The sequence below is a fragment of the Pseudomonas putida genome, from assembly GCA_041879295.1.
Lineage (GTDB): Bacteria > Pseudomonadota > Gammaproteobacteria > Pseudomonadales > Pseudomonadaceae > Aquipseudomonas > Aquipseudomonas putida_Y.
In genome coordinates, this window is sequence record CP047152.1 from 5,126,787 (window position 1) to 5,151,502 (window position 24,716).

The 24,716-nt window shown below is 63.8% G+C and carries 25 protein-coding genes; 17 read left to right on the plus strand and 8 right to left on the minus strand.

Features of this window, described 5'->3' with window-relative positions; translation table 11 throughout:
- Positions 1–10: 10 nt before the first annotated feature.
- The 7 genes from GST84_23420 to cobG form a co-directional block, all read right to left on the minus strand.
- Entirely contained in the window at positions 11–667 is a 657-nt protein-coding gene (locus GST84_23420) for a hypothetical protein (protein ID XGB15128.1), read from the minus strand.
- The gene (locus GST84_23425) at positions 660–1,349 is read right to left on the minus strand and encodes a hypothetical protein (protein XGB15129.1); all 690 of its coding nucleotides are present in this window, start codon (positions 1,347–1,349) and stop codon (positions 660–662) included. Before GST84_23425 ends, GST84_23420 begins: the two co-directional genes overlap by 8 nt.
- Positions 1,350–1,400: 51 nt before the next feature.
- A complete protein-coding gene (locus tag GST84_23430) occupies positions 1,401–2,084 on the minus strand; it encodes a hypothetical protein (protein XGB15130.1) in 684 nt (227 codons plus the stop codon).
- A 117-nt stretch (positions 2,085–2,201) separates the two neighbouring features.
- Complete coding sequence (gene cobJ / locus GST84_23435) at positions 2,202–3,899, minus strand: precorrin-3B C(17)-methyltransferase (protein XGB15131.1); 1,698 nt, start codon at positions 3,897–3,899, stop codon at positions 2,202–2,204.
- Complete coding sequence (locus GST84_23440) at positions 3,887–4,618, minus strand: precorrin-2 C(20)-methyltransferase (GenBank protein ID XGB15827.1); 732 nt, start codon at positions 4,616–4,618, stop codon at positions 3,887–3,889. Before GST84_23440 ends, cobJ begins: the two co-directional genes overlap by 13 nt.
- Positions 4,618–5,244, minus strand: coding sequence for a precorrin-8X methylmutase (locus GST84_23445; protein XGB15132.1), 627 nt, complete (start codon positions 5,242–5,244; stop codon positions 4,618–4,620). The genes GST84_23440 and GST84_23445 overlap by 1 nt, the downstream gene beginning before the upstream one ends.
- Positions 5,237–6,568 (minus strand): precorrin-3B synthase, encoded by a 1,332-nt coding sequence (gene cobG / locus GST84_23450; GenBank protein ID XGB15828.1) that lies wholly within the window; start codon positions 6,566–6,568, stop codon positions 5,237–5,239. The genes GST84_23445 and cobG overlap by 8 nt, the downstream gene beginning before the upstream one ends.
- A 243-nt stretch (positions 6,569–6,811) precedes the next feature.
- Between cobG and cbiE the strand changes: the two genes are divergently transcribed.
- From cbiE to GST84_23535, 17 genes are all read left to right on the plus strand, one after another.
- On the plus strand, positions 6,812–8,023 hold the full coding sequence (gene cbiE, locus GST84_23455; protein ID XGB15133.1) for a precorrin-6y C5,15-methyltransferase (decarboxylating) subunit CbiE: 1,212 nt from the start codon (positions 6,812–6,814) through the stop codon (positions 8,021–8,023).
- Complete coding sequence (locus GST84_23460; GenBank protein ID XGB15134.1) at positions 8,016–9,110, plus strand: cobalt-precorrin-5B (C(1))-methyltransferase; 1,095 nt, start codon at positions 8,016–8,018, stop codon at positions 9,108–9,110. The genes cbiE and GST84_23460 overlap by 8 nt, the downstream gene beginning before the upstream one ends.
- Complete coding sequence (locus tag GST84_23465) at positions 9,107–9,826, plus strand: cobalt-precorrin-6A reductase (protein XGB15135.1); 720 nt, start codon at positions 9,107–9,109, stop codon at positions 9,824–9,826. The genes GST84_23460 and GST84_23465 overlap by 4 nt, the downstream gene beginning before the upstream one ends.
- Positions 9,827–9,954: 128 nt before the next feature.
- A complete protein-coding gene (locus tag GST84_23470) occupies positions 9,955–10,392 on the plus strand; it encodes an NfeD family protein (protein XGB15136.1) in 438 nt (145 codons plus the stop codon).
- A 26-nt stretch (positions 10,393–10,418) separates the two neighbouring features.
- Positions 10,419–11,273: a hypothetical protein gene (locus GST84_23475; protein ID XGB15137.1), complete on the plus strand. Its 855-nt coding sequence runs from the start codon at positions 10,419–10,421 to the stop codon at positions 11,271–11,273.
- A 121-nt stretch (positions 11,274–11,394) separates the two neighbouring features.
- Positions 11,395–11,784, plus strand: a complete 390-nt coding sequence (locus GST84_23480) for a DUF2946 domain-containing protein (protein XGB15138.1) — start codon at positions 11,395–11,397, stop codon at positions 11,782–11,784.
- Between the two features lie 47 nt (positions 11,785–11,831).
- A complete protein-coding gene (locus GST84_23485; GenBank protein XGB15139.1) occupies positions 11,832–12,317 on the plus strand; it encodes a copper chaperone PCu(A)C in 486 nt (161 codons plus the stop codon).
- Positions 12,318–12,339: 22 nt separating this feature from the next.
- Positions 12,340–12,771 carry a DUF2946 domain-containing protein gene (locus GST84_23490; GenBank protein XGB15140.1) on the plus strand — a complete coding sequence of 144 codons (432 nt, stop codon included), beginning with the start codon at positions 12,340–12,342 and terminating at the stop codon, positions 12,769–12,771.
- 66 nt (positions 12,772–12,837) lie between these two features.
- Positions 12,838–14,904 carry a TonB-dependent copper receptor gene (locus GST84_23495; GenBank protein XGB15141.1) on the plus strand — a complete coding sequence of 689 codons (2,067 nt, stop codon included), beginning with the start codon at positions 12,838–12,840 and terminating at the stop codon, positions 14,902–14,904.
- A 55-nt stretch (positions 14,905–14,959) separates the two neighbouring features.
- Positions 14,960–16,327 (plus strand): PepSY domain-containing protein, encoded by a 1,368-nt coding sequence (locus tag GST84_23500; GenBank protein ID XGB15142.1) that lies wholly within the window; start codon positions 14,960–14,962, stop codon positions 16,325–16,327.
- 221 nt (positions 16,328–16,548) lie between these two features.
- Entirely contained in the window at positions 16,549–17,955 is a 1,407-nt protein-coding gene (gene cycA, locus GST84_23505; GenBank protein ID XGB15143.1) for a D-serine/D-alanine/glycine transporter, read from the plus strand.
- Positions 17,956–18,142: 187 nt separating this feature from the next.
- Positions 18,143–19,408, plus strand: a complete 1,266-nt coding sequence (gene urtA / locus GST84_23510) for an urea ABC transporter substrate-binding protein (GenBank protein ID XGB15144.1) — start codon at positions 18,143–18,145, stop codon at positions 19,406–19,408.
- A 138-nt stretch (positions 19,409–19,546) separates the two neighbouring features.
- Positions 19,547–21,034, plus strand: a complete 1,488-nt coding sequence (urtB, locus tag GST84_23515; protein XGB15145.1) for an urea ABC transporter permease subunit UrtB — start codon at positions 19,547–19,549, stop codon at positions 21,032–21,034.
- A complete protein-coding gene (gene urtC / locus GST84_23520) occupies positions 21,034–22,113 on the plus strand; it encodes an urea ABC transporter permease subunit UrtC (GenBank protein XGB15146.1) in 1,080 nt (359 codons plus the stop codon). Before urtB ends, urtC begins: the two co-directional genes overlap by 1 nt.
- On the plus strand, positions 22,110–22,967 hold the full coding sequence (gene urtD / locus GST84_23525) for an urea ABC transporter ATP-binding protein UrtD (protein ID XGB15147.1): 858 nt from the start codon (positions 22,110–22,112) through the stop codon (positions 22,965–22,967). Before urtC ends, urtD begins: the two co-directional genes overlap by 4 nt.
- Positions 22,968–23,105: 138 nt before the next feature.
- Positions 23,106–23,804: an urea ABC transporter ATP-binding subunit UrtE gene (gene urtE / locus GST84_23530; GenBank protein ID XGB15148.1), complete on the plus strand. Its 699-nt coding sequence runs from the start codon at positions 23,106–23,108 to the stop codon at positions 23,802–23,804.
- A 31-nt stretch (positions 23,805–23,835) separates the two neighbouring features.
- Positions 23,836–24,351 carry a GNAT family N-acetyltransferase gene (locus tag GST84_23535; protein ID XGB15149.1) on the plus strand — a complete coding sequence of 172 codons (516 nt, stop codon included), beginning with the start codon at positions 23,836–23,838 and terminating at the stop codon, positions 24,349–24,351.
- A 58-nt stretch (positions 24,352–24,409) separates the two neighbouring features.
- On the opposite strand, the gene GST84_23540 is transcribed toward GST84_23535, so the two are convergent.
- Entirely contained in the window at positions 24,410–24,715 is a 306-nt protein-coding gene (locus tag GST84_23540) for a chaperone modulatory protein CbpM (protein XGB15150.1), read from the minus strand.
- Position 24,716: the final 1 nt, after the last annotated feature.

Sequence of the window (24,716 nt, forward strand, 5' to 3'; positions counted from 1 at the left end):
AGCCGGGCGCCTACAATTTCAGCTCAAGGATAGCCTTGCCATTTTGCTTGTCGACACTGGCCTGGGCCCGCTTGCGGTAGTCCTCGCGGAACCCCTGCAAGTTGAAGTGGATCACTTCGACACGCATGTCCAGGATTTTTACTTCACTGCTCAACTGCATGAACAGGAAGTCCTTGGAGGTCTTTTTCATCGACATTTCCATGTGGACCAACACCATGTCGATGAAGCCGCTCGACTGCTGAGAGCAAGGCAGCAACTGAAAACGTCCAACAGCTTTCGAGACTGCCCGGGATTCAAACGCGGTCAAGGTCTGGCTGTGATTACGCAGTGCCTGAAGCGACGACTGGGCAGATTGATAATGACCGGCGGAGCCTTTCTGACGAACCTGGGCAAGAGCCTGCTCGGCAAGGCTGGACCTGTCCGGCCCCGGTCGAGTCGCAGTAGGCGCGAGCTTGCCATCAAAGCCCAGAAACGCGAGGTTACGCCAGTAGTTCCTGAACCAGTCCGGCTCCAGGCCTTCGTTATAGTCCCCCCAGGCAACTTGCTGGGCAAACGCATTGGCCAACAGGATATCGTCACGGGCTTCGCGGCTAACACCTGGCAAGAATGACAGCAGGCTGCTGTGTACGAGTTTGCCACTGGCGGCATTTAGATTGAATTCACTCATCGTCGACTCCTGATGATGTCGCAAGTTTTACCTGGCTGCGGTACTGCAATTGCTTGACCTTGATAGAGTCATGCAAGCCTGCACTTATCGAACTGATCACCTTTTCATGGGTGAAATAACTGGCATCGAACTGCTGAGTGGCATGGGCACTTGCAAGATTCAGCGGCTGCCACAGCCAATCCGTCGCCAGGTTCTCTGCTGTGCTAAAGCCCAACTCAGTGCTGAGGACGTCTGAATTGGCCAGTATCAGGCGCAACTCCATACGTACATGGCTCATGCCTTTATCGTCCGGGGACCGAACACATTCCGCCCATAACAACTGTTCTATGCCACCGTCTGGTTGGGCGGAATAGGCGTCGAGGCATTTGGCTACCGACCCCTGCAGGGCGCTGGGCACACCTGCCAAGAGACTGCTCCGCAGTATCTTCCACGGCTCACAGGCCACTGCGGGTGCAGCAGGCACAGCGCTGGAATGCAAGGTCGCGACAGTGCAGCCGAAGTTACCCTGAATTCGCAGATATTCCTTGTGCCACCCAGCGTCCTGAAGGGCGTGCCCCTTGTTAGCGGTCAGGTAGGCTGCCAGTTGAACATCCAACAGTGCTTCTACTCGTGAAGCACTGACGGAGTTGTCGATCAATACCAGGCTGTTGCCGTTCAACCACAAAGTGTAATTGGCGTGCATCAGTATGCCCTCCAGGCCTGTCGACGCCATGTCGACAGGCCAACTTCATAGTCAGAGTTCCAGTGCCAGCAGGACCTGCAGGGCATTGTCGTCAAGTTTGGTTTCTACAATGGCGCGAACTTTGTCGTATTGGCGCTTATCGAAATTCAACACCGCACCACAGGCAAAATTGGAGGTGCCGCTACTTTCCCACTTGGCCAAAAGATAGTTGGCAGACTTGTCAGGCTTGGCGTCGGTCTGGATCGCACTGACCAGCATCGCCACCTGACCTTGGCCAGTTTGCTCGCACTTGACCAGACTCAGCTCGGTTCGGTCATCCTCCACCGACTTGCGATCGAGCAACTCGACGTTTTTGGTACTGGCGGCCAAGGCTGAAACAACCGTTTTGCCAAGATTGTCCAGGGCGGTTGCCACATCGCCAGTGAAAACGCCATATGCTGCCTGCAAGCCCTTGCCTAGCAGGTTGCTGATCTCAAGGTGCATATTGCGTTCAGTAATCTGCTGTACATCGACATTGGTCGGCGCCCAGCCCATCTTGGACATCAGGTAGATGTAGTGCTTGAACCAAAGCTGTGTTTCACGGATGGGGTCATGCTGCCTGTTGGCACCTTGCGTTGCCAGGGCATGACAGGCCTTTGCAGCATCGCGGTTTTGCTCCCCCATTTGGTCGGGGAACACGAACAGATTCTTGTCCGGCAGAACCTGAAGCTGAAGCTTTTCTTTATCGGTCGTCATGGGAAGGTCTCCAGGAAGGGTACGGTTGAAGCCAAATGGCTCCAGCCGCAAACCTACCGGTGACCTTTCCATCAATCTGCCACGAAGCAGTTCCTCATCTGCCCGGGCTGCCGCCGCTTACGGCTTTGCGCCATACCAGCGTGGGGTATAGACCCAGAGCCCCCCAGCTGCGCGGTCGAAGGTGCAGGTAGTGGAGGATCCAACCAGCACCATGGTGCGCATGTCGACCATTTCTGGCAGCAGTTCGGCCAGGGTGACTACCTTCAGCGTCTGCCCCGGCCTACCGATGTCACGACCCAGGACTACAGGCGTGTTCCCGTCACGGTGTCGGCGCACTATCTCCAGGGCCACACCGAGCTGGTGCGGCCTGGCCTTGGAGATCGGGTTGTAGAAGGCCAGCACCAGGTCGGCCTGGGCAGCCAAGTCCAGGCGTCTTTCAATGATGGACCAGGGCTTGAGGTTGTCCGACAGCGACATGACACAGAAGTCATGCCCCAGCGGTGCCCCTGCCTGGGCGGCGGTTGCCAGCGAGGCTGAAACCCCCGGCAGGATCTGCAGGTCGACGCGATGCCAGGCGGGGTCACTGGATTCGTGCAGCGCTTCGAGCACCGCAGCAGCCATGGCGAAAACGCCCGGGTCACCCGAAGACACCACCACCACCGAACGGCCTTGAGCCGCCAGTTCGAAGGCATGTCGGGCGCGCTGCATCTCTTCGCGGTTGTCGGTGCAGTGCAGCACCTGGTCGCCGCGGAACGGGCCAGCCATACGCACGTAGGTTTCGTAACCGAGCACATCTTCGGCCTGCGCAAGTTCGGCCTTGACCGCCGGCACCATCAGTTCCGCCGCACCTGGGCCAAGACCGATGACCGCCAGGCGACCGCGGCGGCGGCCGATCTGCGCTACGTCGACCGGGGCAGGCGCCACCGCGACCACGACTTCTCCAAGCGCTATCAACTCACTATCGGGCACCGCCGCAGCGACCATGCTGGCCACATCGCCTGGGCGGGTGGCGAAGCGCAAAGGGACACCCAGAGCCTGCGCAGCTTCGTGCAACGCGCTGTCGGCCATGGTTCGCTCGTCTGCCAGCACGCAGGCTACCGAGGGCTCGGCGATGCCGGCCTGCTGCAGTGCTGCGCGAATGCTGTGCAGATTGCCACCTGCAACGCCCACCACCACCAGGCGCGGGTGGATCAGCAGCTCGTCGCGGTTGGCCGGGCGCGCCTGATGCCCCACATGGATAGTGCGCTGCGCCGCTTCGCTAGCAGGCAACTGCGCCAGTTGCAGCCACGGAGCGTTACCTTCGATACGCACAGACTCACCCGCCAGCAGGTCGGATACAAAGCGTTTGCCTTGCTCGATGTCGGCCAATGCATAGCCCCGCGGCGGATTCAGCAGGCAAGTACCGAAGCGCAGCTCGCCACTGGTGGTAATGGCCGCGGAAACGCCCAGTGCGTCAGCGATTTCACGCGCCATCACGTTCACTCCGCCGAGGCCTCCGAGCAACGGCACTACCGCGCTACCATCCTCGGCCACGGCCAGTACTGGCGGCTCGCTGCCCTTCTCGCTGAGCAGGCTGGCGAGGCTGCGGATGACGATACCCGCGGCGCACAACGCGATGATCGGCGTGTCTTGCTGGTACAACCCGCGCAGGGTATCGCCGAAGGACGCGTACGACTGGTCCGCACCCTCGACACGCCCCTCAAGGCCATGGATCGTGGCCTGTGGATAACAGGCCTGGATACGCTGCGCTGTCGCAAGGCTGCCCGGGCCGAGAATGACGATGGCCGGTGCCTTGTGCATGTTCAGCCCTGCCATTTTTCCCCCGGCACGATAATCAGCGAGAAGTAGGGCGACGACTGCGGGTCGACCTGGTCCAGCGGCACGATCTTCTGGTTGGCCATGGTCGCCCGCTCCACATACAACGCACGCCGATCCAGCCCCAGTTCGGCCAGTACTTCGCGCACCTTGGGGAAGTTGCGCCCAAGTTTCATGATTACCGCTGCATCGGCGTCGGCCAGGCGGCGCTTGAGCTCTTCGGCGGGCAACACACCAGACAACACCGACAGGCTCTGGTTGCGGTACACCAGCGGCGCCCCCAGCACCGAAGCGCCACCGAGCATCGAGCAGACACCGGGAATCACTTCTGCCTCGTAGCGCTGCGCCAGGCGGTCATGCAAGTACATGTAGGAGCCATAGAAGAACGGGTCGCCTTCGCAAATCACCGCCACGTCGCGGCCGGCATCCAGGTGCTCGGCCACCTGCACGCTGGCCTCGTCGTAGAAGTCGCTGATCACTTGCTCATAGGACAGCGGCGCCGGCAGCACTTCGGTGGTGACCGGGTAAACCAGCGGCAGCAAGGTCTGCTCGGGCTGCAGGTGCGCCTCGATAATGCCGAAGGCATTGCCACGCTTGCCCTTGGCCACGAAGTAGCCGACCACCGGCGCCTCACGCAACAGGCGCAGGGCCTTGAGGGTAATCAGTTCAGGATCGCCAGGGCCCACGCCCAGGCCAAGCAGCCGTCCGCGCAGGGCCATCATTCCACCTCCGTGGCCAGGGCGTTGACCGCCGCAGCGGCCATCGCGCTGCCGCCCAGGCGGCCTTGCATGATCACGAACGGCACGCCACGGCTGTCGGCGGCGAGCATGGCCTTGGACTCGGCAGCGCCGACGAAACCGACCGGGAAACCGAGGATCAGCGCCGGTTTGGGCGCGCCGGCATCAAGCATTTCCAACAGGTAGAACAGCGCGGTAGGGGCATTGCCGATAACCACTACACTGCCTTCCAGGTGCGGGCGCCACAGTTCCAGGGCTACGGCGGAGCGGGTGTTGCCGGCGTCTTTGGCCAGGCCCGGCACGCTCGGGTCACGCAGGGTGCAGATGACTTTGTTGTCGGCTGGCAGGCGGGCCCGGGTGATGCCTTCGGCCACCATGTGCGCATCGCACAGGATCGGCGCGCCGTTGAGCAGCGCCTCGCGCCCGGCCCGTCCGGCACCTTCGGAGAACTGCAGGCCATCGATGGCGTCGACCATGCCACAGGCGTGGATCACGCGCACGGCGAGCTTTTCAAGGTCTGCGGGGATCCGCTCGAGTCGGGCTTCCTCGCGGATGATCCGGAAAGAATTGCGATAGATCTCCTGACCATCGCGGATGTAGTCAATCATCAAGGTGCTCCGTCGGCAGGTCGAGCATGGCGCCTGCTTCATTCAAGGTAAGGTCGGTGGCGCGCAGGGCACCGAAACCCGGCTGGCGCGCATCACGCAGGTACAGGTCGTAACGGCCCGGGGAACGGGCCAGCAGGGTGGCCGGGGCAACATGGGCCACAGCACAGGAACGGGGGCAGCCGGACAGGTGCACGCTGGCCGGCACGCCAGGGCCCAGCAGCGCGGCCAGGACAACCGCGTCGGCCTTGGTCTCGGCAAGGGCCTTGGCGCAGCCGCTGGCACCGGTGCAGGCGCTGATACGCGCCAGAGGTTCACGGTCGTGGCACAGCAACCCCAGCGCAGACAGTTCGGCCAGGGCCTGATCGAGGTGTTGTTCTTGCAGGTTGGTCAGCACCAGGCTTTGCCAAGGGCTAAGGCGCATGCTGGCATCGCCCAGTTCACGGGCAATACGTGCGGCACCGCGCAGCATCGCGGGGGTCAGGCGGCCTTGCGGCGGGGCGACGCCAAGGGCAATACCCTGCGCCTGGGGCAGCCTGCCCAACCACGAGGCGCGGTGCTGTTCACGCCGCCATGTGAGCACGGCGGCATCGCGGCGGATGTCCAGACCGAGCCCAGCGACAAAATCAGCTGTCGGGTACACCTCAAGCAGCTGGCGCATGCGCGCCTGCGTCGGGGATGCCAGATCGAGGAAGCGCTCCAGCACGGCGCGCACCAGCATCAGGCCCTGCGCCAGCGGCACCGCACCGAGCACCTGGCCCTCTGCCGGGCAACCTGCCAGGCCAAACGCCAGCCAGGTCTGCTGCTCCAGGTGCAGGGGCGACAGCCACAGGTCATGGGGGTGTTCGAGCATCGCCAGGCGCTCGCCTGCATCCAGCTGCACGGCGAACTTGGCCGACAACTGGTGAAAGCGCGGGGTACCTTCCAACAGGTCGAGGATCTGCCCGGCCAGCGGCCTGGCATCCAGCAGCATCGCCGGGTCATGCCCGGCCAGCGGGCTGAGCATCAGGTTGCGCACATCGTCACCGGCCGCCTCGCGTGGGCCCAGGCCGGCAGCGAGCAGGGTGTCGACCAGGGCTCGGTGCTCGTTACCGATGCCGCGAATCTGCAGGTTGCCACGGTTAGTAGCCTCGATCACGCCGCCAGCAAAGCGCTCGGCCGCCGCCGCCACGGCTTCGGCCTGCTCGGCCAGCAGCAGGCCGCCCGGCAGCTTGATGCGACAGATACCGCCATCACGGGCACTGACAATGCGCCACAACCCCGGGCAGGCCGAGGGGCGAGGCGATATGTGGGGGGTATGAGCCTGCGTCAAAGGGGCATCCGGCAGTCTGTGAAAGTGCGCTTGAGTGTAGAAGGCGCGGTATTATGCCTGCTTTGTCCGGCGGCATGAAAAGCCGGTGGTCGAGCATCCTCGGCGATTAAGTAGAAATTCAGGACCGCGTCGCCTTCTTCGCGGGCTCGCCCGCTCCCACAGGATCACTGCAGGCCGCACATGCTGCACTGTATCTGTAGGAGCGGGCTTGCCCGCGAAGGGGCGCGAAGCGGCCCCAAAAATGGCGGATTGAAATACATGACACCCTGGCTGACGGTAGTAGGCATCGGTGAAGACGGCTTCAGCGGCCTGGGCAAGCAAGCCCGACGCGCCCTGCTGGGCGCTGGGCGGGTCTTCGGCAGCCCGCGCCAGTTGGCCTTGCTGCCACGTTGCGTGACCGCTGAACAACTGGCCTGGCCCAGCCCGTTCTCGCTGGCCCCGGTGTTGAGCCTGCGTGGCGAGCCGGTGTGCGTGCTGGCCAGCGGCGACCCCATGTTCTACGGCGTCGGCGCCAGCCTGGCGCGCCAGGTGCCTCCTGCAGAAATGCGCGTGCTGTCGATGCCCTCTTCCTGCGCCCTGGCCGCTGCCCGCCTGGGCTGGCCGCTGCAAGACCTGCAGGTGGTGTCGCTGGTGGCCCGCCCCCTGGCAGCGCTCAATGCCCACTTGCACAGCGGCATGCGCCTGCTGGTGCTGAGCAACGATGGCGACAGTCCGGCGGCAATTGCCGCGCAGCTGCGCGAGCAAGGCTTCGGCCCAAGCCGCCTGCAGGTGTTCGAGCACCTGGGGGGCGTGGACGAACGTGCACTGGCCGGCACCGCCCAGGACTGGCCGCACACCGGGATCGCGGCGCTCAACCTGGTAGCCATCGAATGCCTGGCTACACCCGATGCGCCCCGCCTGCACCGGCTGGCCGGGCTGCCAGACACCGCATTCCGGCACGATGGCCAGTTGACCAAGCGTGATGTCCGCGCCATCACCCTGGCGCGCCTGGCACCGCAGCCTGGCGAACTGTTGTGGGATGTGGGCGCGGGCTGCGGCTCGATCGGCATCGAATGGATGCGCGCCCATCCGTCATGCCGTGCCCTGGCCATCGAGGCCGACGAAGGCCGCCAGGGTTTGATCGAGCATAACCGCGATACGTTGGGGGTACCTGGCCTGCAACTGGTTCGCGGCAAGGCGCCAGCGGCGCTGCAAGGCCTGGAGCAACCGGATGCGATCTTCATCGGAGGTGGCGTTACCCGCGAAGGTGTACTGGACCTGTGCTGGGCAAGCCTGCGCCCCGGCGGCCGCCTGGTGGCCAACGCCGTAACCCTGCAAAGCGAACTGGCCCTGGCGCATTTTCGCGAACAGCACGGTGGTGAGCTGACCCGCATCCATGTCGCTCATGCCCAGCCCTTGGGTGCGTTTGACACTTGGCGCCAGGCACTGCCGATCACCCTCCTGGAAGTATTGAAACCCGCCGATGCGTGAAGAAACCCGCGAACAGCCCGCACCTCTGCGCAGCGGCCTTACCACCGGCAGCTGCGCCACCGCCACCAGCCTGGCAGCGGCCAAGCTGCTGCTCACCGGGCAGCGTGACGATGCGGTGGACATCACCCTGCCCAAAGGCAAGGTCGTGCAGATGCGCCTGGAGTTCTGCCGCCTGACTGACGAGTACGCCGAAGCCGGCACCCTCAAGGATGCGGGTGACGACCCGGACGTGACCCACGGTGCCCTGCTCTATAGCCAGGTGCGCCTGCTGGCGGAACCTGGCATTGGTTTTGTCGCCGGCAGCGGCGTGGGCACGGTGACCCGGCCGGGGCTGGTGCTGGCGGTGGGTGAACCGGCCATCAACCCGGTACCTCGGCGCATGATCAGTGAGCACCTGCAACGCCTGGCCGACGCGTGCGGCTACCTTGGCGGCTTCGAGGTCACGGTCAATGTGCAAGGTGGCGAGCAACTGGCCCTGAAAACCATGAACCCGCGTCTGGGCATCCTCGGCGGGCTGTCGATCCTCGGCACCAGCGGAATCGTCCGGCCGTTCTCCTGCGCGGCCTACATTGCCTCGATCCACCAAGGCATCGACGTGGCCCACACCAACGGCTACACACACATAGCCGCGTGCACCGGCAATGCCAGCGAAGACACCATGCGCCGCGTCTACGGTCTGCCGGAAATCGCCCTGATCGAAATGGGCGATTTCGTCGGTGCGGTGCTCAAGCACCTGCGCAAGGTACCGGTGCCACGCCTGACCCTGTGTGGCGGCTTCGGCAAGATCAGCAAACTGGCCGCCGGGCACATGGACCTGCACAGCCGTCACTCCAGCATCGACTTGCCGCAACTGGCCGGTTGGGCCGCAGACATTGGCGCTGACGAAGCGTTACAGGCCGCCATCATTGCTGCCAACACCAGCCAGCAAGCGCTCGCCCTGGCTCATGCGGCCGGCATTGCCTTGGGTGACGCGGTGTGTGCCCACGCCCTGGCCTTTGCCCGTAGCGTCGTGTCGGCGCAGGTGCAAGTGGAAGTGTTCGCCATCGACCGGCAAGGCGGCATCGTCGGCCAGGCGGGTGTGCAATGACCGCGCGCATCCTGTTGCTGGGGGGGGTCACTGAAGCCCTGGCTATGGCCCGCCGGCTCGGGCCTCAACACGTCTATAGCCTGGCCGGTATCGGCCGCGTGCCACAGGGCTTGCAATGCCAGGTCCGGGTCGGGGGCTATGGCGGTGTCGAGGGCCTGACCCGCTACCTGCGCGAAGCAGGGATCACCCTGCTGATCGACGCCACCCATCCCTATGCCGCGCAAATCAGCCGCAATGCCGCCAGCGCCGCACGCAACGCCGGCATCCCGTGCTGGGCCTTGCGTCGCCCCGCCTGGCAGGCACAAGCAGGCGACGACTGGCGAGAAGTCGAGGACTGGGCAGGGTTGATCGAAGCACTGAAGCCGTTCCGCAGGCCACTGTTCACGCTGGGGCGCGAGCCGCTGCAGCACCTGGACGAGATTCCGCCGGAGCAGTTCTGGACCCTGCGTGCGCTGGAGGCGTGCCCTGGCAACGAGCGCTGCGAAGTGATTGGCGCACGTGGGCCGTTCCATATCGAGGATGAGCGGGCGTTGTTCCAGCGCCGCTACATCGATGTGCTGATCAGCAAGAACAGCGGCAGTGTGGCGACCGAGCCGAAGCTGGAAGTGGCGCGGGAGCTTGGCGTGCCGGTGCTTGTCCTGAAACGTCCGACGCTGCCGGAGGTGGACCGGACATTCGACTCACTGGCGGAGCTGGCAACAGCGCTCGCCCTTTAGGCGCTGCCTTTTCGCTGCCCAAAGGCGCTCCTACAACGATTTCAGACTTTTCTTCCAACTAACCAAGTGGCCTGTTGCAGCCCTGCTGCCTTAAACTCAACGCCCCTCCCTCGGAAGGTTTCACCCATATGGAAATGCAATGGTGGATCTGGCTGGTCTTCGGCATCGCGCTGATCCTGCTTGAACTGGTCCTGCCAACGTTCTTCATACTCTGGTTCGGCATCGGCGCCGTGCTGGTCTCGCTTATCTCGCTCGCCGCACCCAGCCTGCAACTGGACATGCAGGCCCTGCTGTGGGTACTGCTGTCGTCGGCCACCACTGTACTGTGGTTCAAAGTGTTTCGGCGCAAGCAGCCGGATGTGCGCTGGACCGCCGATAGCGTGATCGGCGAAGTGGGCCTGCTGACCGCTGCCGTGTCGGAGTTTCAGAAGGGCCGCGTACGCTTCCAGAAGCCGATCCTCGGCAACGAAGAGTGGACCTGCATCGCCGATAGCCAGATCGCCGTCGGCGAGCGAGTACGCCTGACCGCCATCGAGGGAAACACCGCCCGTGTTATCCGGGCCTGAATCCGCATTAAAAGGAATTTTGCAGCATGACCAGCCTCATCGTCGTCGGCGCCATCGCCCTGTTCGTCCTGATCACCGTGTTCAAGGGGGTGCGCATCGTGCCCCAGGGCGAGGAGTGGATCGTCGAACGCCTGGGCCGCTACAACAACACCCTCAAGCCGGGCCTCAACATCGTCATCCCCTACATGGACGTGGTCGCCTACCGCCTGCCGACCAAGGACATCATCCTCGATGTGCAGCAGCAGGAAATCATCACCAAGGACAACGCGGTAATCGTCGCCAACGCCCTGTGTTTCGCCAAGGTAGTCGACCCGCAGAAAGCCTCGTATGGCGTGCAGGACTTCTCGTTCGCCGTCACCAGCCTGACCATGACCTCGCTGCGCGCCATCGTCGGTGCAATGGACCTCGACGAGGCGCTGTCCAGCCGCGAGCAGATCAAGGCCCGCCTGCGCGATGCAATGTCCGAGCAGACCGAAGACTGGGGCGTGACCGTGCGCTCGGTGGAAATTCAAGACATCAAACCTTCGGAAAACATGCAACTGGCCATGGAACGCCAGGCCGCGGCCGAGCGTGAGCGCAAGGCCGACGTCACCCGTGCCGAAGGGGCCAAGCAGGCAGCAATCCTCGAAGCAGAAGCGCGCCTGCAGGCGGCCAGGCTGGATGCCGAGGCACAGATCAGCCTGGCCGAGGCATCGGCGCGGGCGATTTCGCTGGTGAAGGAAGCGGTGGGCAACGAGACCGTACCGGCCATGTACCTGCTGGGCGAGCGCTATGTGGGCGCGATGGAGAACCTGGCGGGCAGCAGCAATGCCAAGGTGGTGGTGTTACCCGCGGATCTGCAGGAGACCGTGCGTGGCTTGATGGGGCGTGGCAAGGTTTGAGCATGCCAGGGGCGGCTGCGCAGCCCCGATACCCGGCCCCTGCGTCACTTCACCGCACCCCGGCATTTTTACCTATACTCCGCCGTACAATAGCCACCACGATTCCTGACCGGATCTCTCCATGCCCCCACGTCGGCACATTGCCTGGATAGCCTGCCTTGCAGTGCTGTTCAACCTGCTGGCCATGCCGCTGTCCTCTGCTGCGCCCAAGGGCCCGGCCGAGCAGCTGCTGTGGGGGGCTTTCTGTTCCAGCATGGCCAACAAGGCCAACGTCGACGTCCAGGCCTTGGCCAAGATCGACCTCGGCCCGCAAAGTGATGCCAGCGCCGGCATGATGAACTGCTGGTGCTGCTCCGGTGCCGTGCCGCTGCTGGCCCTGCCCAGCTACCCGCCACAGTTGCACAACCCGCCGACACTGCTCGGCGGGCTGCTGCCGCCACCTGCCAAGTACCAGCCTACGCCGTGCCAGCTCTGGCCTGGGCTAAACCCTCGTGCCTCTCCGCTAACCTGAGTTCATCACGCTGTCTGCCTGAACCAGAACGGAAACGGAGATTCACCATGCTCAAGCACGCCCTCGTCATGGCCGCCCTGCTGCTGCCTGGCGCCTTTGCCAACGCCCACGAATACAGCGTGGGTGACCTGCATATTGCTCACCCGTGGTCGCTGCAACTGCCACCCAACGCGCCCAACGTCGCCGCATATTTCGTGGTGCACAACAATGGCCAGGCCGATGACCGCCTGCTCAGCGTGGACAGCCCCATCAGCGATGACGCGCAACTGCACGAGCATGCCATGAGCGCCAGCGGCGCCATGAAGATGCAACAGGTGCCCAGCGTGGTAGTGCCTGCCGGCAAGGACCTGACCTTTGCCCCCGGCGCGTACCACGTGATGCTGATGCAGCCCAAGGACAATAGCCTGCTCAGCGACGGCAAGCGCTTCCCGTTGACCCTGCACTTCGAAAAGGCCGGCGATATCACCGTCGAAGTGGCCGTGCAGAAGCAGGCGCCAGCGGACCAGTCGCAAGCCCACGAACACGCACACTGACACCTGCTGACAGGCACTCGCCATGAGCCTGCCGCGCAACCGCATCGGCCGTACCACCCGCCCTGAATTCAGGCGCGCCGGTGGCGGATGGCTGAGCCTGTTCGCCATGTGGATGATCTTCATCGGCCCGCTGATTTCCCAGTCGATGCCGATGGACCACCACGCGGGCATGAACATGCCGATGGACATGCCGATGGCGGCTGCCCATCAGCATGGCGGTGACACCCATCACGGCCACGGCGGCGATGGCCAGCTGCATGTGATGTGGGAAAAGTGCGGTTACTGCAGCCTGTTGTTCAATTGCCCGGCCCTGCCCCAGACCCTCAGCCCGCTCAGCGCCGGCAGCATCGTCCCCACCAGCCACCTGCTTGCGCCAACGCACCAGGGCCATGCCCGGCAGGCTGTATTCCCCGGTGCGCGCAGCCGCGCCCCGCCTTCTTCGATCAACGTCTGAAACCACATTTTGCGCACGACGCCAGGAGGCTTCGCGCTAACTCATGACTGATCGACTGGAATCATTATGTCCGGCTGCACCCCTGTTTTTGCCTTGTCCCTGCGTGGGACCATCGCCGCCCTGTGCGGCTCGCTGCTCGCCCCCATGGCCCTTGCCGCCGACCCTGGCCATGAAGGCCATGTGCACGACGCACCCGAGTTGAGCCCGACGGTGATCACCGCCGTGGCCCCGAGTTCGCCGCTGACCGTGGTCACCAACCCGAAAGACCCGCGCCAGCCAGTGCCGGCCAGCGACGGAGCCGACTACCTGAAGACCATCCCCGGCTTCTCGGCAATCCGTGCCGGCGGTACCAACGGCGACCCGGTATTGCGCGGCATGTTCGGCTCGCGTCTGAACATCCTCACCAACGGAGGCCTGATGCTTGGGGCCTGCCCCAATCGCATGGACGCGCCCACGTCCTATATTTCGCCAGAAACCTATGACCGCCTGACCGTGATCAAAGGCCCGCAGAGCGTCATCTGGGGCCCCGGCGGCTCGGCAGGCACCATCCTCTTCGAGCGCGAACCGGAGAAATTCGGCACCCTCGGCAGCCGCGTCAACGCAAGCCTGCTGGCCGGCTCCAACGGCCGCTTCGACAAGGTGCTGGATGCCGCGGCCGGTAACAGTCAGGCCTACGCCCGCTTCGTCGGCAACCAGTCACGTTCGGATGACTACCACGACGGCAACAACGACACCGTGCCGTCGCGCTGGGACAAGTGGAACGGCGATGTCGCTCTCGGTTGGACTCCCGACCAGGACACATTGCTGGAGCTGACTGCCGGCAAGGGTGATGGCGAAGCCCGGTACGCCGGGCGCGGCATGGACGGCTCGCAGTTCAAGCGCGAAAGCCTGGGCCTGCGCTTTGAGAAGTCCAACCTCGGCGAGGTGCTCGACAAGGTCGAGGCGCAGGTCTACTACAACTACGCCGACCATGTGATGGACAACTACAGCCTTCGCACACCGTCGGGCACCGGCATGATGGGCATGCCGATGGTCAGCAACGTCGACCGCCGCACCATGGGGGCACGCATCAAAGCCACCTGGCGCTGGGCCGACGTGCAGCTGATCAGCGGCATCGACGCGCAAACCAATGAACATCGACAGCGTGGCGGTATAGGTGTGGACGCACACAAGGGCCAGGCCTGGACCAAGGACGCCGACTTCCACAACTACGGCGCCTTCAGCGAACTGACCTGGTACGTCAGCGGTGAGGACCGCTTGATTACCGGCGCCCGTCTGGACCGCGCCTCGGCGCGCGACTTCCGCAAAACGAGCGCCACCGAAGGCGACACCCGCGCCGATACCCTGCCAAGCGGCTTCATCCGTTACGAGCACGACCTGGCGGCCATCCCGGCCACCACCTACATCGGCCTCGGCCATGCCCAGCGCTTCCCCGACTACTGGGAGCTGTTCTCACCCAAGCTGGCACCACCCGGCTCGGCCAATGCCTTCGACGGCATCAAGCCAGAAAAAACCACCCAGCTCGACTTCGGCATCCAGTACCGCACTGAACGCCTGGAGGCCTGGGCTTCGGGCTATGTCGGGCAGATTCGCGACTACATCCTGTTCGACTATCGCACTGGCATGATGGGCATGAGCACCTCGCAGGCGCAGAACATCGATGCCCGCATCATGGGTGGCGAACTGGGCGCCGCCTACCAGCTGACTGAAAACTGGAAGGCCGACGCCACGCTTGCCTACGCTTGGGGCAAGAACAGCAGCGATGGCAAAGCGCTACCTCAAATGCCTCCCCTGGAAAGCCGCATGGGCCTGACGTACAGCCGCGATGTGTGGAGCGTCGGCGCACTGTGGCGGCTGGTGGCGGCGCAAAACCGCATTGCCGAAAACCAAGGGAACGTCGTTGGCAAGGACTACGACAAGAGCGCCGGCTTCGGCGTGTTCTCCCTGAACGGCGCCTACAAGGTGAACAACAACCTCAAGCTCAGCGCAGGGGTCGACAACCTGTTCGACAAAACCTACGCCGAGCACTTGAACCTGGCCGGGAACGCCGGGTTTGGCTACCCGGCTACAGATCCACAGCCGGTCAACGAGCCAGGCAGGACCTTCTGGACCAAGGTCGACTTCAGCTTCTGACAACAACGGGCGCAGCTTCGGTTGCGCCCCTCAGCTGGTCAAAAAGGAGGTTCCCATGAGAGGAACACGCGTCTCATTCTATAACCTGGCCTGGCGTTGGCATTTCTATGCAGGGCTTTTCGTGGCCCCGTTCATGATCCTGCTGGCAATCACCGGCATCATCTACCTGTTCAAGCCCCAGCTCGACCCGCTGCTGTACCGCGATCTGATGGTGGTCGAGGCCGGCCACCACCGCCAGGGCGCAGACATGATGCTGGCTGAAGTGCGCCAGGCCTACCCCAAGGGCCACATCAGCCAATACCTGCCGCCACTGAATGCAGAGCGTAGTGCGCAGTTCGTGGTGCAGGACGGCGGGCGTGAACTGAACGTGTTCGTCGACCCATACAGCGGCAAGGTACTCGGTGAGCAGGATGGCAAGCAGAACCTGCAGGCCGTCGCCCGCGCCCTGCACGGCGAACTGATGGTCGGCACGGTCGGCGACCGGCTGGTGGAACTGGCTGCGGGCTGGGGCATCGTGCTGGTGGTATCGGGCCTGTACCTGTGGTGGCCGCGCGGGCGCAATGGCGCCGGCGTACTTTGGCCGCGGCTGTCGGCACGCGGCCGACTGCTGTGGCGTGACCTGCACGCGGTAACCGGCTTTTGGGGTTCGGCCTTGCTGTTGTTGATGCTGCTCAGCGGCATGACCTGGACCGGCCTGTGGGGCAAGCAGTACGCTGATTTGTGGAACCGCTTCCCGGCAGCCATGTGGAACGACGTGCCCAAGTCGGACCAGCAGGCGCGTGAACTGAACAGCGCGCACCGTCAGACTGTGCCCTGGGCCATGGAAAACACGCCGATGCCGCAGTCCGGTGCACACGCTGAGCATGCCGGGCACCACATGATGTCGGACATGCCCGCAGCGCCCCTGGTGAGCTTGCAGCAAGTCGAAGACATTGCCACCTCGCGTCAGGTCGAGCCGGGCTACAGCATTACTCTGCCCACCACTGCCGGCGGCGTGTTCACCATTGCCGTGTTCGCCGACGACCCGCGCAACGACGCCACCCTGCATGTCGACCAATACACCGGCAAGGTTCTGGCCGATGTGCGCTGGCACGACTACAGCCCGGTTGCCCGCGCCACCGAGCTGGGCGTGATGCTGCACGAAGGCAAGATGTTCGGGGCGCTGAACCAGATCATCATCCTGCTGGTGTGCCTGATGATCCTGCTGGGTTCGGTGAGCGGGCTGGTGATGTGGTGGAAGCGCCGGCCGGACGGCGGCCTGGGCGTACCGCCTTTGCGTCATGACCTGCCACGCTGGAAGGCGGCGGTGGCAGTGATGCTGGTGCTGGGGGTGATGTTCCCGCTGGTAGGGGTGTCGATGGTGGTGATGTGGGGGGTGGATAGTTTGGTGGTGAGGCGCCGCAGGGTCTTGGCCAGCGCTTGAGCCTTGTGTTGCCTGTGCTGGCCTCTTCGCGGGTAAACCCGCTCCTACAGGGGACCGCGTTGCCTTTGTAGGGGCGGGTTTACCCGCGAAGAGGCCGGTACAGGCCAAATGCTGAGCTGCAAATGGAGAGTCGATCTGTCGCGCCCCGAACTGGAACGCGCGTGTTAGCCTAGCCGGCTACCTCTGACAAGAAGACTGGCCTTTACAAGGGAATGCAGCCTATGACGCAAACCTCACCCATAGCGACAGATGAACCGCACCTGCAACGCAACCTGACCAACCGCCACATCCAGCTGATCGCCATCGGCGGCGCGATCGGTACCGGCCTGTTCATGGGCTCGGGCAAAACCATCAGCCTGGCTGGGCCATCCATCATCTTCGTCTACATGATTATCGGCTTCATGCTGTTCTTCGTCATGCGCGCCATGGGCGAACTGCTGCTGTCGAACCTGAACTACAAATCGTTCATCGACTTCTCCGCGGACCTGCTCGGCCCTTGGGCCGGCTACTTTACCGGCTGGACCTACTGGTTCTGCTGGGTGGTCACCGGCATTGCCGATGTGGTCGCGATCGCCGCCTACACGCAGTTCTGGTTCCCCGACCTGCCGCAGTGGATTCCAGCGCTGACCTGCGTAGGGTTGCTGCTGTCGCTGAACCTGGTAACCGTAAAAATGTTCGGCGAACTGGAGTTCTGGTTTGCCCTGGTCAAGATCGTGGCCATCCTTGGCCTGGTTGCCACCGGCCTGTACATGGTCATCACCGGCTTCACCTCGCCCAGCGGGCGCACCGCCCAACTGGCCAACCTGTGGAATGATGGCGGCATGTTCCCCCATGGCCTGATGGGTTTCTTCGCCGGTTTCCAGATCGCCGTGTTCGCCTTCGTCGGCATCGAGCTGGTGGGTACCACCGCCGCCGAAGCGAAGAACCCGGAACGCACCCTGCCGCGGGCGATCAACTCGATCCCGATCCGTATCATCGTGTTTTATGTGCTGGCGCTGATCGCGATCATGGCCGTAACCCCGTGGCGCGACGTGGTGCCAGGCAAGAGCCCGTTCGTTGAGTTGTTCGTGCTGGCAGGCCTGCCAGCGGCGGCGAGCATCATCAACTTCGTGGTGCTGACCTCAGCGGCCTCGTCGGCCAACAGCGGCGTATTCTCCACCAGCCGCATGCTCTACGGCCTGTCGCAGGAAGGTGACGCGCCCAAGGCCTTCGAAAAACTGTCGAGCCGTTCGGTGCCGGCCAACGGCCTGTACTTCTCGTGCACCTGCCTGTTGCTCGGTGCGGTGCTGATCTACCTGGTGCCGAACGTGGTCGAGGCGTTCACCCTGGTCACCACCGTCTCGGCGGTGCTGTTCATGTTCGTGTGGACGCTGATCCTGCTGTCGTACCTGAAGTACCGCAAAAACCGCGCGGCGCTGCATCAGGCCTCGAACTACAAGATGCCGGGCGGGCGCTTCATGTGCTACGTGTGCCTGTCGTTCTTTGCGTTCATCCTGGTGTTGCTGAGCCTGGAGGCGGATACGCGTTCAGCGCTGGTGGTAACGCCGATCTGGTTTGTATTGCTGGCGGTGACCTATCAGGGTGTGCGCAGCAAGCGTCATCCGCGCACGGCAGTGCGTAACGGCTGATGGCCTCTGGGGCTGCTCTGCAGCCCCAATCCTGTGCACACAAATCCATCAGGCACCAACCTGGATCCAACCAACGCCCCAACACCTCGCACAACCCCTCTATCCCGCACCTTTCTCCACTAGGCACACCCCTTGCAACGCCCTCCCCGCTTGCCCAACACCATAAAAAACTCAGCGGAGAGAGCACATGAAGCGTCGCAGTCTGATCAAGGCCCTTACCCTCAGCGCATCGATTGCGGCGATGGGCCTGAGCTGGAGTATCCAGGCCGCCGAGACCATCAAGGTCGGTATCCTGCATTCGCTTTCCGGGACCATGGCCATTTCCGAGACATCGCTCAAGGACATGGCGCTGATGACCATCGAGCAGATCAACGCCAAGGGTGGCGTGAACGGCAAGATGCTGGAACCGGTGGTGGTCGACCCGGCTTCCAACTGGCCGCTGTTCGCTGAAAAGAGCCGCCAACTGCTGACCCAGGACAAAGTGGCCGTGGTGTTCGGCTGCTGGACCTCCGTGTCGCGCAAGTCCGTTCTGCCGGTATTCGAAGAACTCAACGGCCTGCTGTTCTACCCGGTGCAGTACGAGGGCGAAGAAATGTCGCCGAACGTGTTCTACACGGGCGCCGCCCCGAACCAGCAGGCCATCCCGGCCGTGGAATACCTGATGAGCGAGGACGGCGGCAGCGCCAAGCGCTTCTTCCTGTTGGGCACCGACTACGTCTACCCGCGCACCACCAACAAGATCCTGCGCGCATTCCTGCACAGCAAAGGCGTGGCCGACAAGGACATCGAAGAGGTGTACACGCCGTTCGGCCACGCTGATTACCAGACCATTGTCGCCAGCATCAAAAAGTTCTCCGCCGGCGGCAAGACCGCTGTCATTTCCACAGTCAATGGTGACTCCAACGTGCCGTTCTACAAGGAACTGGCCAACCAGGGACTGAAGGCCACCGACGTGCCGGTGGTGGCCTTCTCGGTGGGCGAGGAGGAACTGCGCGGCATCGACACCAAACCGCTGGTGGGCCACCTGGCGGCATGGAACTACTTCGAATCGGTGGATAACCCGGTCAACCAGAAATTTGTCGCCGACTGGAAGGCCTACGCCAAGGCCAAGGGCCTGCCGGGTGCCGACAAGGCCGTGACCAACGACCCCATGGAAGCCACCTACGTAGGCATCCACATGTGGGCGCAAGCGGTGGAAAAAGCCAAGTCCACCGACGTCGACAAGGTGCGTGAAGCGCTTGCCGGGCAGAGCTTCGAGGCACCGTCGGGCTTCACCCTAACCATGGACAAGACCAACCACCACCTGCACAAGCCGGTGATGATCGGCGAGATTCAGGATGACGGGCAGTTCAGCGTAGTGTGGGAAACCGAGCAGCCACTGCGGGCGCAGCCATGGAGCCCGTTCATTCCGGGCAATGACAAGCGGCCAGATTACGCCGTGAAAGGTAACTGAGTGCTTGGGGCTGCTTTGCAGCCCATTCGCGGGCTTGCCCGCTCCCACAGGATCCCCACTGCCCTCTGGACCGGTGAAATCCCTGTAGGAGCGGGTTCACCCGCGAAGAATCCAACACCGATTTCCAGGATTGCCCGCATGCTCAGACTCCTGCTCACACTTCTCCTGCTAATGCCCTTGGCAACCCACGCCAGCGAGGGTGAATTCTTTCTCACCGCCAAGCCCGCCGAGCAGGCCCGCCTGCTCGAAGGCTGGGCGGCGCAACCCGATGCCGCGCGCCTGCCGCTACTGGAAAACCTGCGCCAGGGCCGCATCGCCACCGATGACACGCGCAAGGTACGCCTGAACAACCGCCTGCGCGGCCTGATCAACAACGCCCTGGCTAGCCATCAGTTGCTCAGCGACAACAGCGACACCCGCCTGGCCGCCGCACAACAACTGCAAAAAACCGCAAAACCCGCGCAAATGGCCTTCCTTGACCGGCGCTTCGCCAGCGAGCCGGACGCCGCCGTGCAGGCCGCCCTCGGCCTGGCACTGGCCAACCTGCAACTGGGCGCCAGCGAGCCTGCGGTACGCCTGGCCGCCGTGCGCCTGCTGGGTGAAACCGGCGACCCGCTGGCCCGCACCCGCCTCGAAGCCCTGCTGCAGCCCGATGCGGAACGCGACCCGGGCGTGCGTACAGCCGCCGAAACGAGCCTGGCCCAGGTCAAACGCAAACTGCTGGTAGGCGAACTGCTCGGCCAGGCCTTCAGCGGCCTGTCGCTGGGTTCGGTCCTGCTGCTGGCAGCGCTGGGCCTTGCGATCACCTTCGGCCTGCTCGGGGTGATCAACATGGCCCATGGCGAAATGTTGATGCTCGGCGCCTACAGCACCTACATGGTCCAGGTACTGCTGCAGCGTTTCGCCCCAGGCGCCATCGAGTTCTACCCGCTGATTGCACTGCCGGTGGCGTTTGCTGTCAGTGCCGGGGTAGGCATGGCGCTGGAGCGCACGGTGATCCGCCACCTGTACGGCCGCCCACTGGAAACCCTGCTGGCCACCTGGGGCATCAGCCTGATCCTGATCCAGGCCATCCGCCTGCTTTTCGGTGCGCAGAACGTCGAGGTGAGCAACCCGGCCTGGCTGTCCGGTGGCATCCAGCTGCTGCCCAACCTGGTGCTGCCGTACAACCGCCTGGTCATCATCGGCTTCGCCCTGGCCGTGGTGCTGCTCACCTGGCTGCTGCTCAACCGTACCCGGCTGGGCCTGAACGTGCGCGCAGTCACCCAGAACCGCAACATGGCCGCCTGCTGCGGCGTGTCCACCGGGCGCGTCGACATGCTCGCCTTTGGCCTTGGCTCGGGTATCGCCGGGCTCGGTGGCGTGGCCTTGAGCCAGGTGGGCAATGTCGGCCCGGACCTGGGCCAGAGCTACATCATCGACTCGTTCCTGGTGGTGGTGCTCGGCGGCGTCGGGCAGTTGGCCGGTAGCCTCTGGGCCGCGTTCGGCCTGGGCATCGCCAACAAGCTGCTGGAGCCGCAGATCGGTGCCGTGCTCGGCAAGATCCTCATCCTTGCGTTGATTATTCTGTTCATCCAGAAACGCCCGCAAGGCCTGTTCGCCCTCAAGGGACGGGTAATCGACTGATGAACCAGCCACTGCTTGTCACTGCTACGCAAAAGGCCGGCCCGCGCCTGACCCTTGCCATCGGTGCCGTCGTCGTCCTGCTGCTGGTGGCCTTGCCACTGTGCTCACTGCTGCCGGCAGACCACGCCCTGCAGGTGTCGGCCTACACCCTGACCCTGGTCGGCAAGATTCTCTGCTACGCCATCGTCGCCCTGGCCCTGGACCTGGTCTGGGGCTATGCCGGGCTGCTGTCGCTGGGCCATGGCCTGTTCTTCGCCTTGGGCGGCTATGCCATGGGCATGTACCTGATGCGCCAGGCAGCCGGCGACGGCCTGCCCGGGTTCATGGCCTTTCTGTCGTGGACCGAGCTGCCTTGGTACTGGGCCGGTACCCAGCATTTCGCCTGGGCCCTGTGCCTGGTGGTGCTGGCGCCCGGGCTGCTGGCGCTGGTGTTCGGCTGGTTCGCCTTCCGCTCGCGGATCAAGGGCGTGTACTTCTCGATCATGACCCAGGCCCTGACCTTTGCCGGCATGCTGCTGTTCTTCCGCAACGAAACCGGCTTCGGCGGTAACAACGGCTTCACTAGCTTCCGCACCATCCTCGGCTTCGACATTGCGGCCCAAGGCACCCGCGCGGTGTTGTTCCTGCTGACCGTGGCCCTGCTGCTGGCCAGCCTGTACCTGTGCTGGCGCCTGACCCGCAGCAAGTTCGGCCGCCTGCTCACCGCCGTGCGTGACGCTGAAAACCGCATGATGTTCTGTGGCTACGACCCGCGCGGCTTCAAGCTGCTGGTATGGGTACTGAGCGCCGTGCTGTGCGGCCTGGCCGGTGCGCTGTACGTGCCGCAGGTGGGCATCATCAACCCCAGCGAGATGTCGCCGACCAACTCGATCGAAGCCGCCGTCTGGGTAGCCTTGGGCGGGCGCGGCACGCTGATCGGCCCACTGCTCGGTGCCGGTCTGGTCAATGGCATGAAAAGCTGGTTCACCGTGGCCTTCCCCGAGTTCTGGCTGTTCTTCCTCGGCGCGTTGTTCATCCTCGTCACCCTGTACCTGCCCAAGGGCGTGGTCGGCCTGTTGAAGAAAAGGAGCCAGCCATGAGAGGCGTGCCCCCAGTCCACCCGGAATTCATGCTGGAACCGGTATTCGACAACCTCGGTGCCGGGCGCGATGCCATTGGCCTGGGCCACAGCCGCAAGGCCGGCCTCGACACCCGCCACGGTACGGTGCTGAGCCTGGAAGACATCAGCGTCAGCTTCGATGGTTTCAAGGCGCTCAACACGCTGAACCTGTACATCGGGGTGGGCGAGCTGCGCTGCATCATCGGCCCCAACGGCGCCGGCAAGACCACGATGATGGACGTAATCACCGGCAAGACTCGTCCCGACAGCGGCACGGCTTACTTCGGCGATACCCTCGACCTGACCCGCATGAGCGAATACCAGATCGCCCAGGCCGGCATTGGCCGCAAGTTCCAGAAGCCCACAGTGTTCGAGGCGCTGACCGTATTCGAGAACCTGGAACTGGCGCTGAAGACCGACAAGTCGGTATGGGCCAGCCTGGCGGCGCGCCTTAGCGGTGACCAGCGCCAGCGCATCGAGGAAGTGCTGGCCACCTTGCGCCTGCTGCCGCTGGCCCAGCGCCAGGCCGGCTTGCTGTCGCACGGGCAGAAGCAGTTTCTGGAGATCGGCATGCTGCTGGTGCAGGAGCCGCAACTGCTGCTGCTGGATGAACCGGTAGCCGGCATGACCGATGCCGAGACCGAGTTTACCGCCGAGCTGTTCAAGGGCCTGGCCGGCAAGCATTCGCTGATGGTGGTGGAACATGACATGGGCTTTGTCGGCAGTATTGCCGACCATGTGACCGTGCTGCACCAGGGGAGCGTGCTGGCGGAAGGCTCGCTGGAGCAGGTGCAGGCGGATGAGCGGGTGGTCGAGGTGTATCTGGGCCGTTGACCGGATTTGAATTTTTGGCGCCTGTGCCGGCCTCTTCGCGGGCAAGCCCGCTCCTACAACGGGAACCGCCCCATGGCATTACGCCTCCTGTAGCGAAAAGGCGGGCACAGGCACAGCATCCCTTTCAGGAACTCTCACATGCTCAAGATCGACACCCTGCACCAGTACTACGGCGGCAGCCACATCCTGCGTGGCCTGTCCTTCGAAGCCAAGGTCGGCGAAGTGACCTGCCTGCTGGGCCGTAACGGCGTGGGCAAGACCACCTTGCTGCGCTGCCTGATGGGCCTGGTGCCCGCCCGCGACGGCAGCATCGAATGGGAAGGCAAGCCGATCACCGCGTTCAAACCACAGCAACGGGTGCAGGCCGGCATCGCCTACGTGCCCCAGGGCCGCGAAATCTTCCCGCGCCTCACCGTCGAGGAAAACCTGCTGATGGGCCTGTCGCGCTTCCCCGCCCGCGAAGCCCGCGAGGTACCGGCCTTCATCTACGAACTGTTCCCTGTGCTGGAGCAGATGAAGCAGCGCCGTGGTGGCGACCTCTCTGGCGGCCAGCAGCAACAGCTGGCCATCGGCCGCGCCCTGGCCAGCCGCCCGCGCCTGCTGATTCTCGACGAGCCGACCGAAGGCATCCAGCCGTCGGTGATCAAGGAGATTGGAGCGGTCATCCGCCGCCTGGCCGAGCGTGGCGACATGGCAATTTTGCTGGTGGAGCAATTCTACGACTTCGCCGAAGCACTGGCTGACCAGTACCTGGTCATGGCCCGCGGCGAAATCATCCAGCGCGGTCGCGGCGAAAACATGCAAGCCGAAGGTGTACGCGGGCTGGTAACCATTTAATCTGCGAGCAACGACCTTGCGAGACGCTGTCATGAGCTACGAAATCCGCGATGCCCTGCCCATCGATGTGCCAGGCATACTCGACATCTACAACGACGCGGTGCTCAACACCACGGCGATCTGGAACGAAAACCCGGTAGACCTCGGCAACCGCCAGGCCTGGTTTGAAGCGCGGGCGCAGCAGGGCTACCCGATTTTGGTAGCAACAGATGAGACGGGCGTACTGGGGTATGCCTCGTTCGGCGACTGGCGGCCGTTCGAGGGCTTTCGCCTGACCGTTGAGCACTCGGTGTACGTCCGCAGTGACCAGCGTGGCAAAGGGCTCGGGCCGGTGTTGATGGCGGCACTGGTCGAGCGCGCGCGCGGGTGTGGCAAGCATGTGATGGTGGCAGCGATCGAGCGTGGCAATGCAGCGTCGGTGCGCCTGCATGAGCGACTGGGCTTCGTGGTGACCGGACAGATGCCGCAGGTGGGGGTGAAGTTTGGCCGCTGGCTGGATCTGACCTTCATGCAGCTGGTGCTGAACCCGGGCGCCGAACCGGCCTGAAATGCGGTCCATTGTGGGAGCGGCCTTGTGTCGCCCCCACAGATGTCGGCAAGGGAGCCTACATCTGGATAAACCGGCCCAGCCGCTGCTTCAGCATGCTGTTCTCACTGCGCAACTGCTGCACTTCCTGCAACAGTTCCAGCGCCAGCGCCACCCCTTCCCACTCCAGTTCCAGCTCCTGGTGCAGCTTCACCGCTCGTTTGGCCACCAGCGGCGCCTGATCGTCAAACAGCCAGTCCTCCGGCGTTCGCCCGGAAGGTTCGACAATGCCGTGCTCGACAATTTCGATCACGCATTCAGCCGTGACATCGGCTTCCTGACACAGGGTACGCATGTCCAGTTGAACGATCAGGGTGCTGCTCATG

Coding starts and splice junctions, on each gene's coding strand:
- GST84_23420 (XGB15128.1), bottom strand. CDS start 667: ATGAGTGAATTCAATCTAAATGCCGCCAGTGGCAAACTCGTACACAGC.
- GST84_23425 (XGB15129.1), bottom strand. CDS start 1,349: ATGCACGCCAATTACACTTTGTGGTTGAACGGCAACAGCCTGGTATTG.
- GST84_23430 (XGB15130.1), bottom strand. CDS start 2,084: ATGACGACCGATAAAGAAAAGCTTCAGCTTCAGGTTCTGCCGGACAAG.
- cobJ (XGB15131.1), bottom strand. CDS start 3,899: ATGGCAGGGCTGAACATGCACAAGGCACCGGCCATCGTCATTCTCGGC.
- GST84_23440 (XGB15827.1), bottom strand. CDS start 4,618: ATGGCCCTGCGCGGACGGCTGCTTGGCCTGGGCGTGGGCCCTGGCGAT.
- GST84_23445 (XGB15132.1), bottom strand. CDS start 5,244: ATGATTGACTACATCCGCGATGGTCAGGAGATCTATCGCAATTCTTTC.
- cbiE (XGB15133.1), top strand. CDS start 6,812: ATGACACCCTGGCTGACGGTAGTAGGCATCGGTGAAGACGGCTTCAGC.
- GST84_23460 (XGB15134.1), top strand. CDS start 8,016: ATGCGTGAAGAAACCCGCGAACAGCCCGCACCTCTGCGCAGCGGCCTT.
- GST84_23465 (XGB15135.1), top strand. CDS start 9,107: ATGACCGCGCGCATCCTGTTGCTGGGGGGGGTCACTGAAGCCCTGGCT.
- GST84_23470 (XGB15136.1), top strand. CDS start 9,955: ATGGAAATGCAATGGTGGATCTGGCTGGTCTTCGGCATCGCGCTGATC.
- GST84_23475 (XGB15137.1), top strand. CDS start 10,419: ATGACCAGCCTCATCGTCGTCGGCGCCATCGCCCTGTTCGTCCTGATC.
- GST84_23480 (XGB15138.1), top strand. CDS start 11,395: ATGCCCCCACGTCGGCACATTGCCTGGATAGCCTGCCTTGCAGTGCTG.
- GST84_23485 (XGB15139.1), top strand. CDS start 11,832: ATGCTCAAGCACGCCCTCGTCATGGCCGCCCTGCTGCTGCCTGGCGCC.
- GST84_23490 (XGB15140.1), top strand. CDS start 12,340: ATGAGCCTGCCGCGCAACCGCATCGGCCGTACCACCCGCCCTGAATTC.
- GST84_23495 (XGB15141.1), top strand. CDS start 12,838: ATGTCCGGCTGCACCCCTGTTTTTGCCTTGTCCCTGCGTGGGACCATC.
- GST84_23500 (XGB15142.1), top strand. CDS start 14,960: ATGAGAGGAACACGCGTCTCATTCTATAACCTGGCCTGGCGTTGGCAT.
- cycA (XGB15143.1), top strand. CDS start 16,549: ATGACGCAAACCTCACCCATAGCGACAGATGAACCGCACCTGCAACGC.
- urtA (XGB15144.1), top strand. CDS start 18,143: ATGAAGCGTCGCAGTCTGATCAAGGCCCTTACCCTCAGCGCATCGATT.
- urtB (XGB15145.1), top strand. CDS start 19,547: ATGCTCAGACTCCTGCTCACACTTCTCCTGCTAATGCCCTTGGCAACC.
- urtC (XGB15146.1), top strand. CDS start 21,034: ATGAACCAGCCACTGCTTGTCACTGCTACGCAAAAGGCCGGCCCGCGC.
- urtD (XGB15147.1), top strand. CDS start 22,110: ATGAGAGGCGTGCCCCCAGTCCACCCGGAATTCATGCTGGAACCGGTA.
- urtE (XGB15148.1), top strand. CDS start 23,106: ATGCTCAAGATCGACACCCTGCACCAGTACTACGGCGGCAGCCACATC.
- GST84_23535 (XGB15149.1), top strand. CDS start 23,836: ATGAGCTACGAAATCCGCGATGCCCTGCCCATCGATGTGCCAGGCATA.
- GST84_23540 (XGB15150.1), bottom strand. CDS start 24,715: ATGAGCAGCACCCTGATCGTTCAACTGGACATGCGTACCCTGTGTCAG.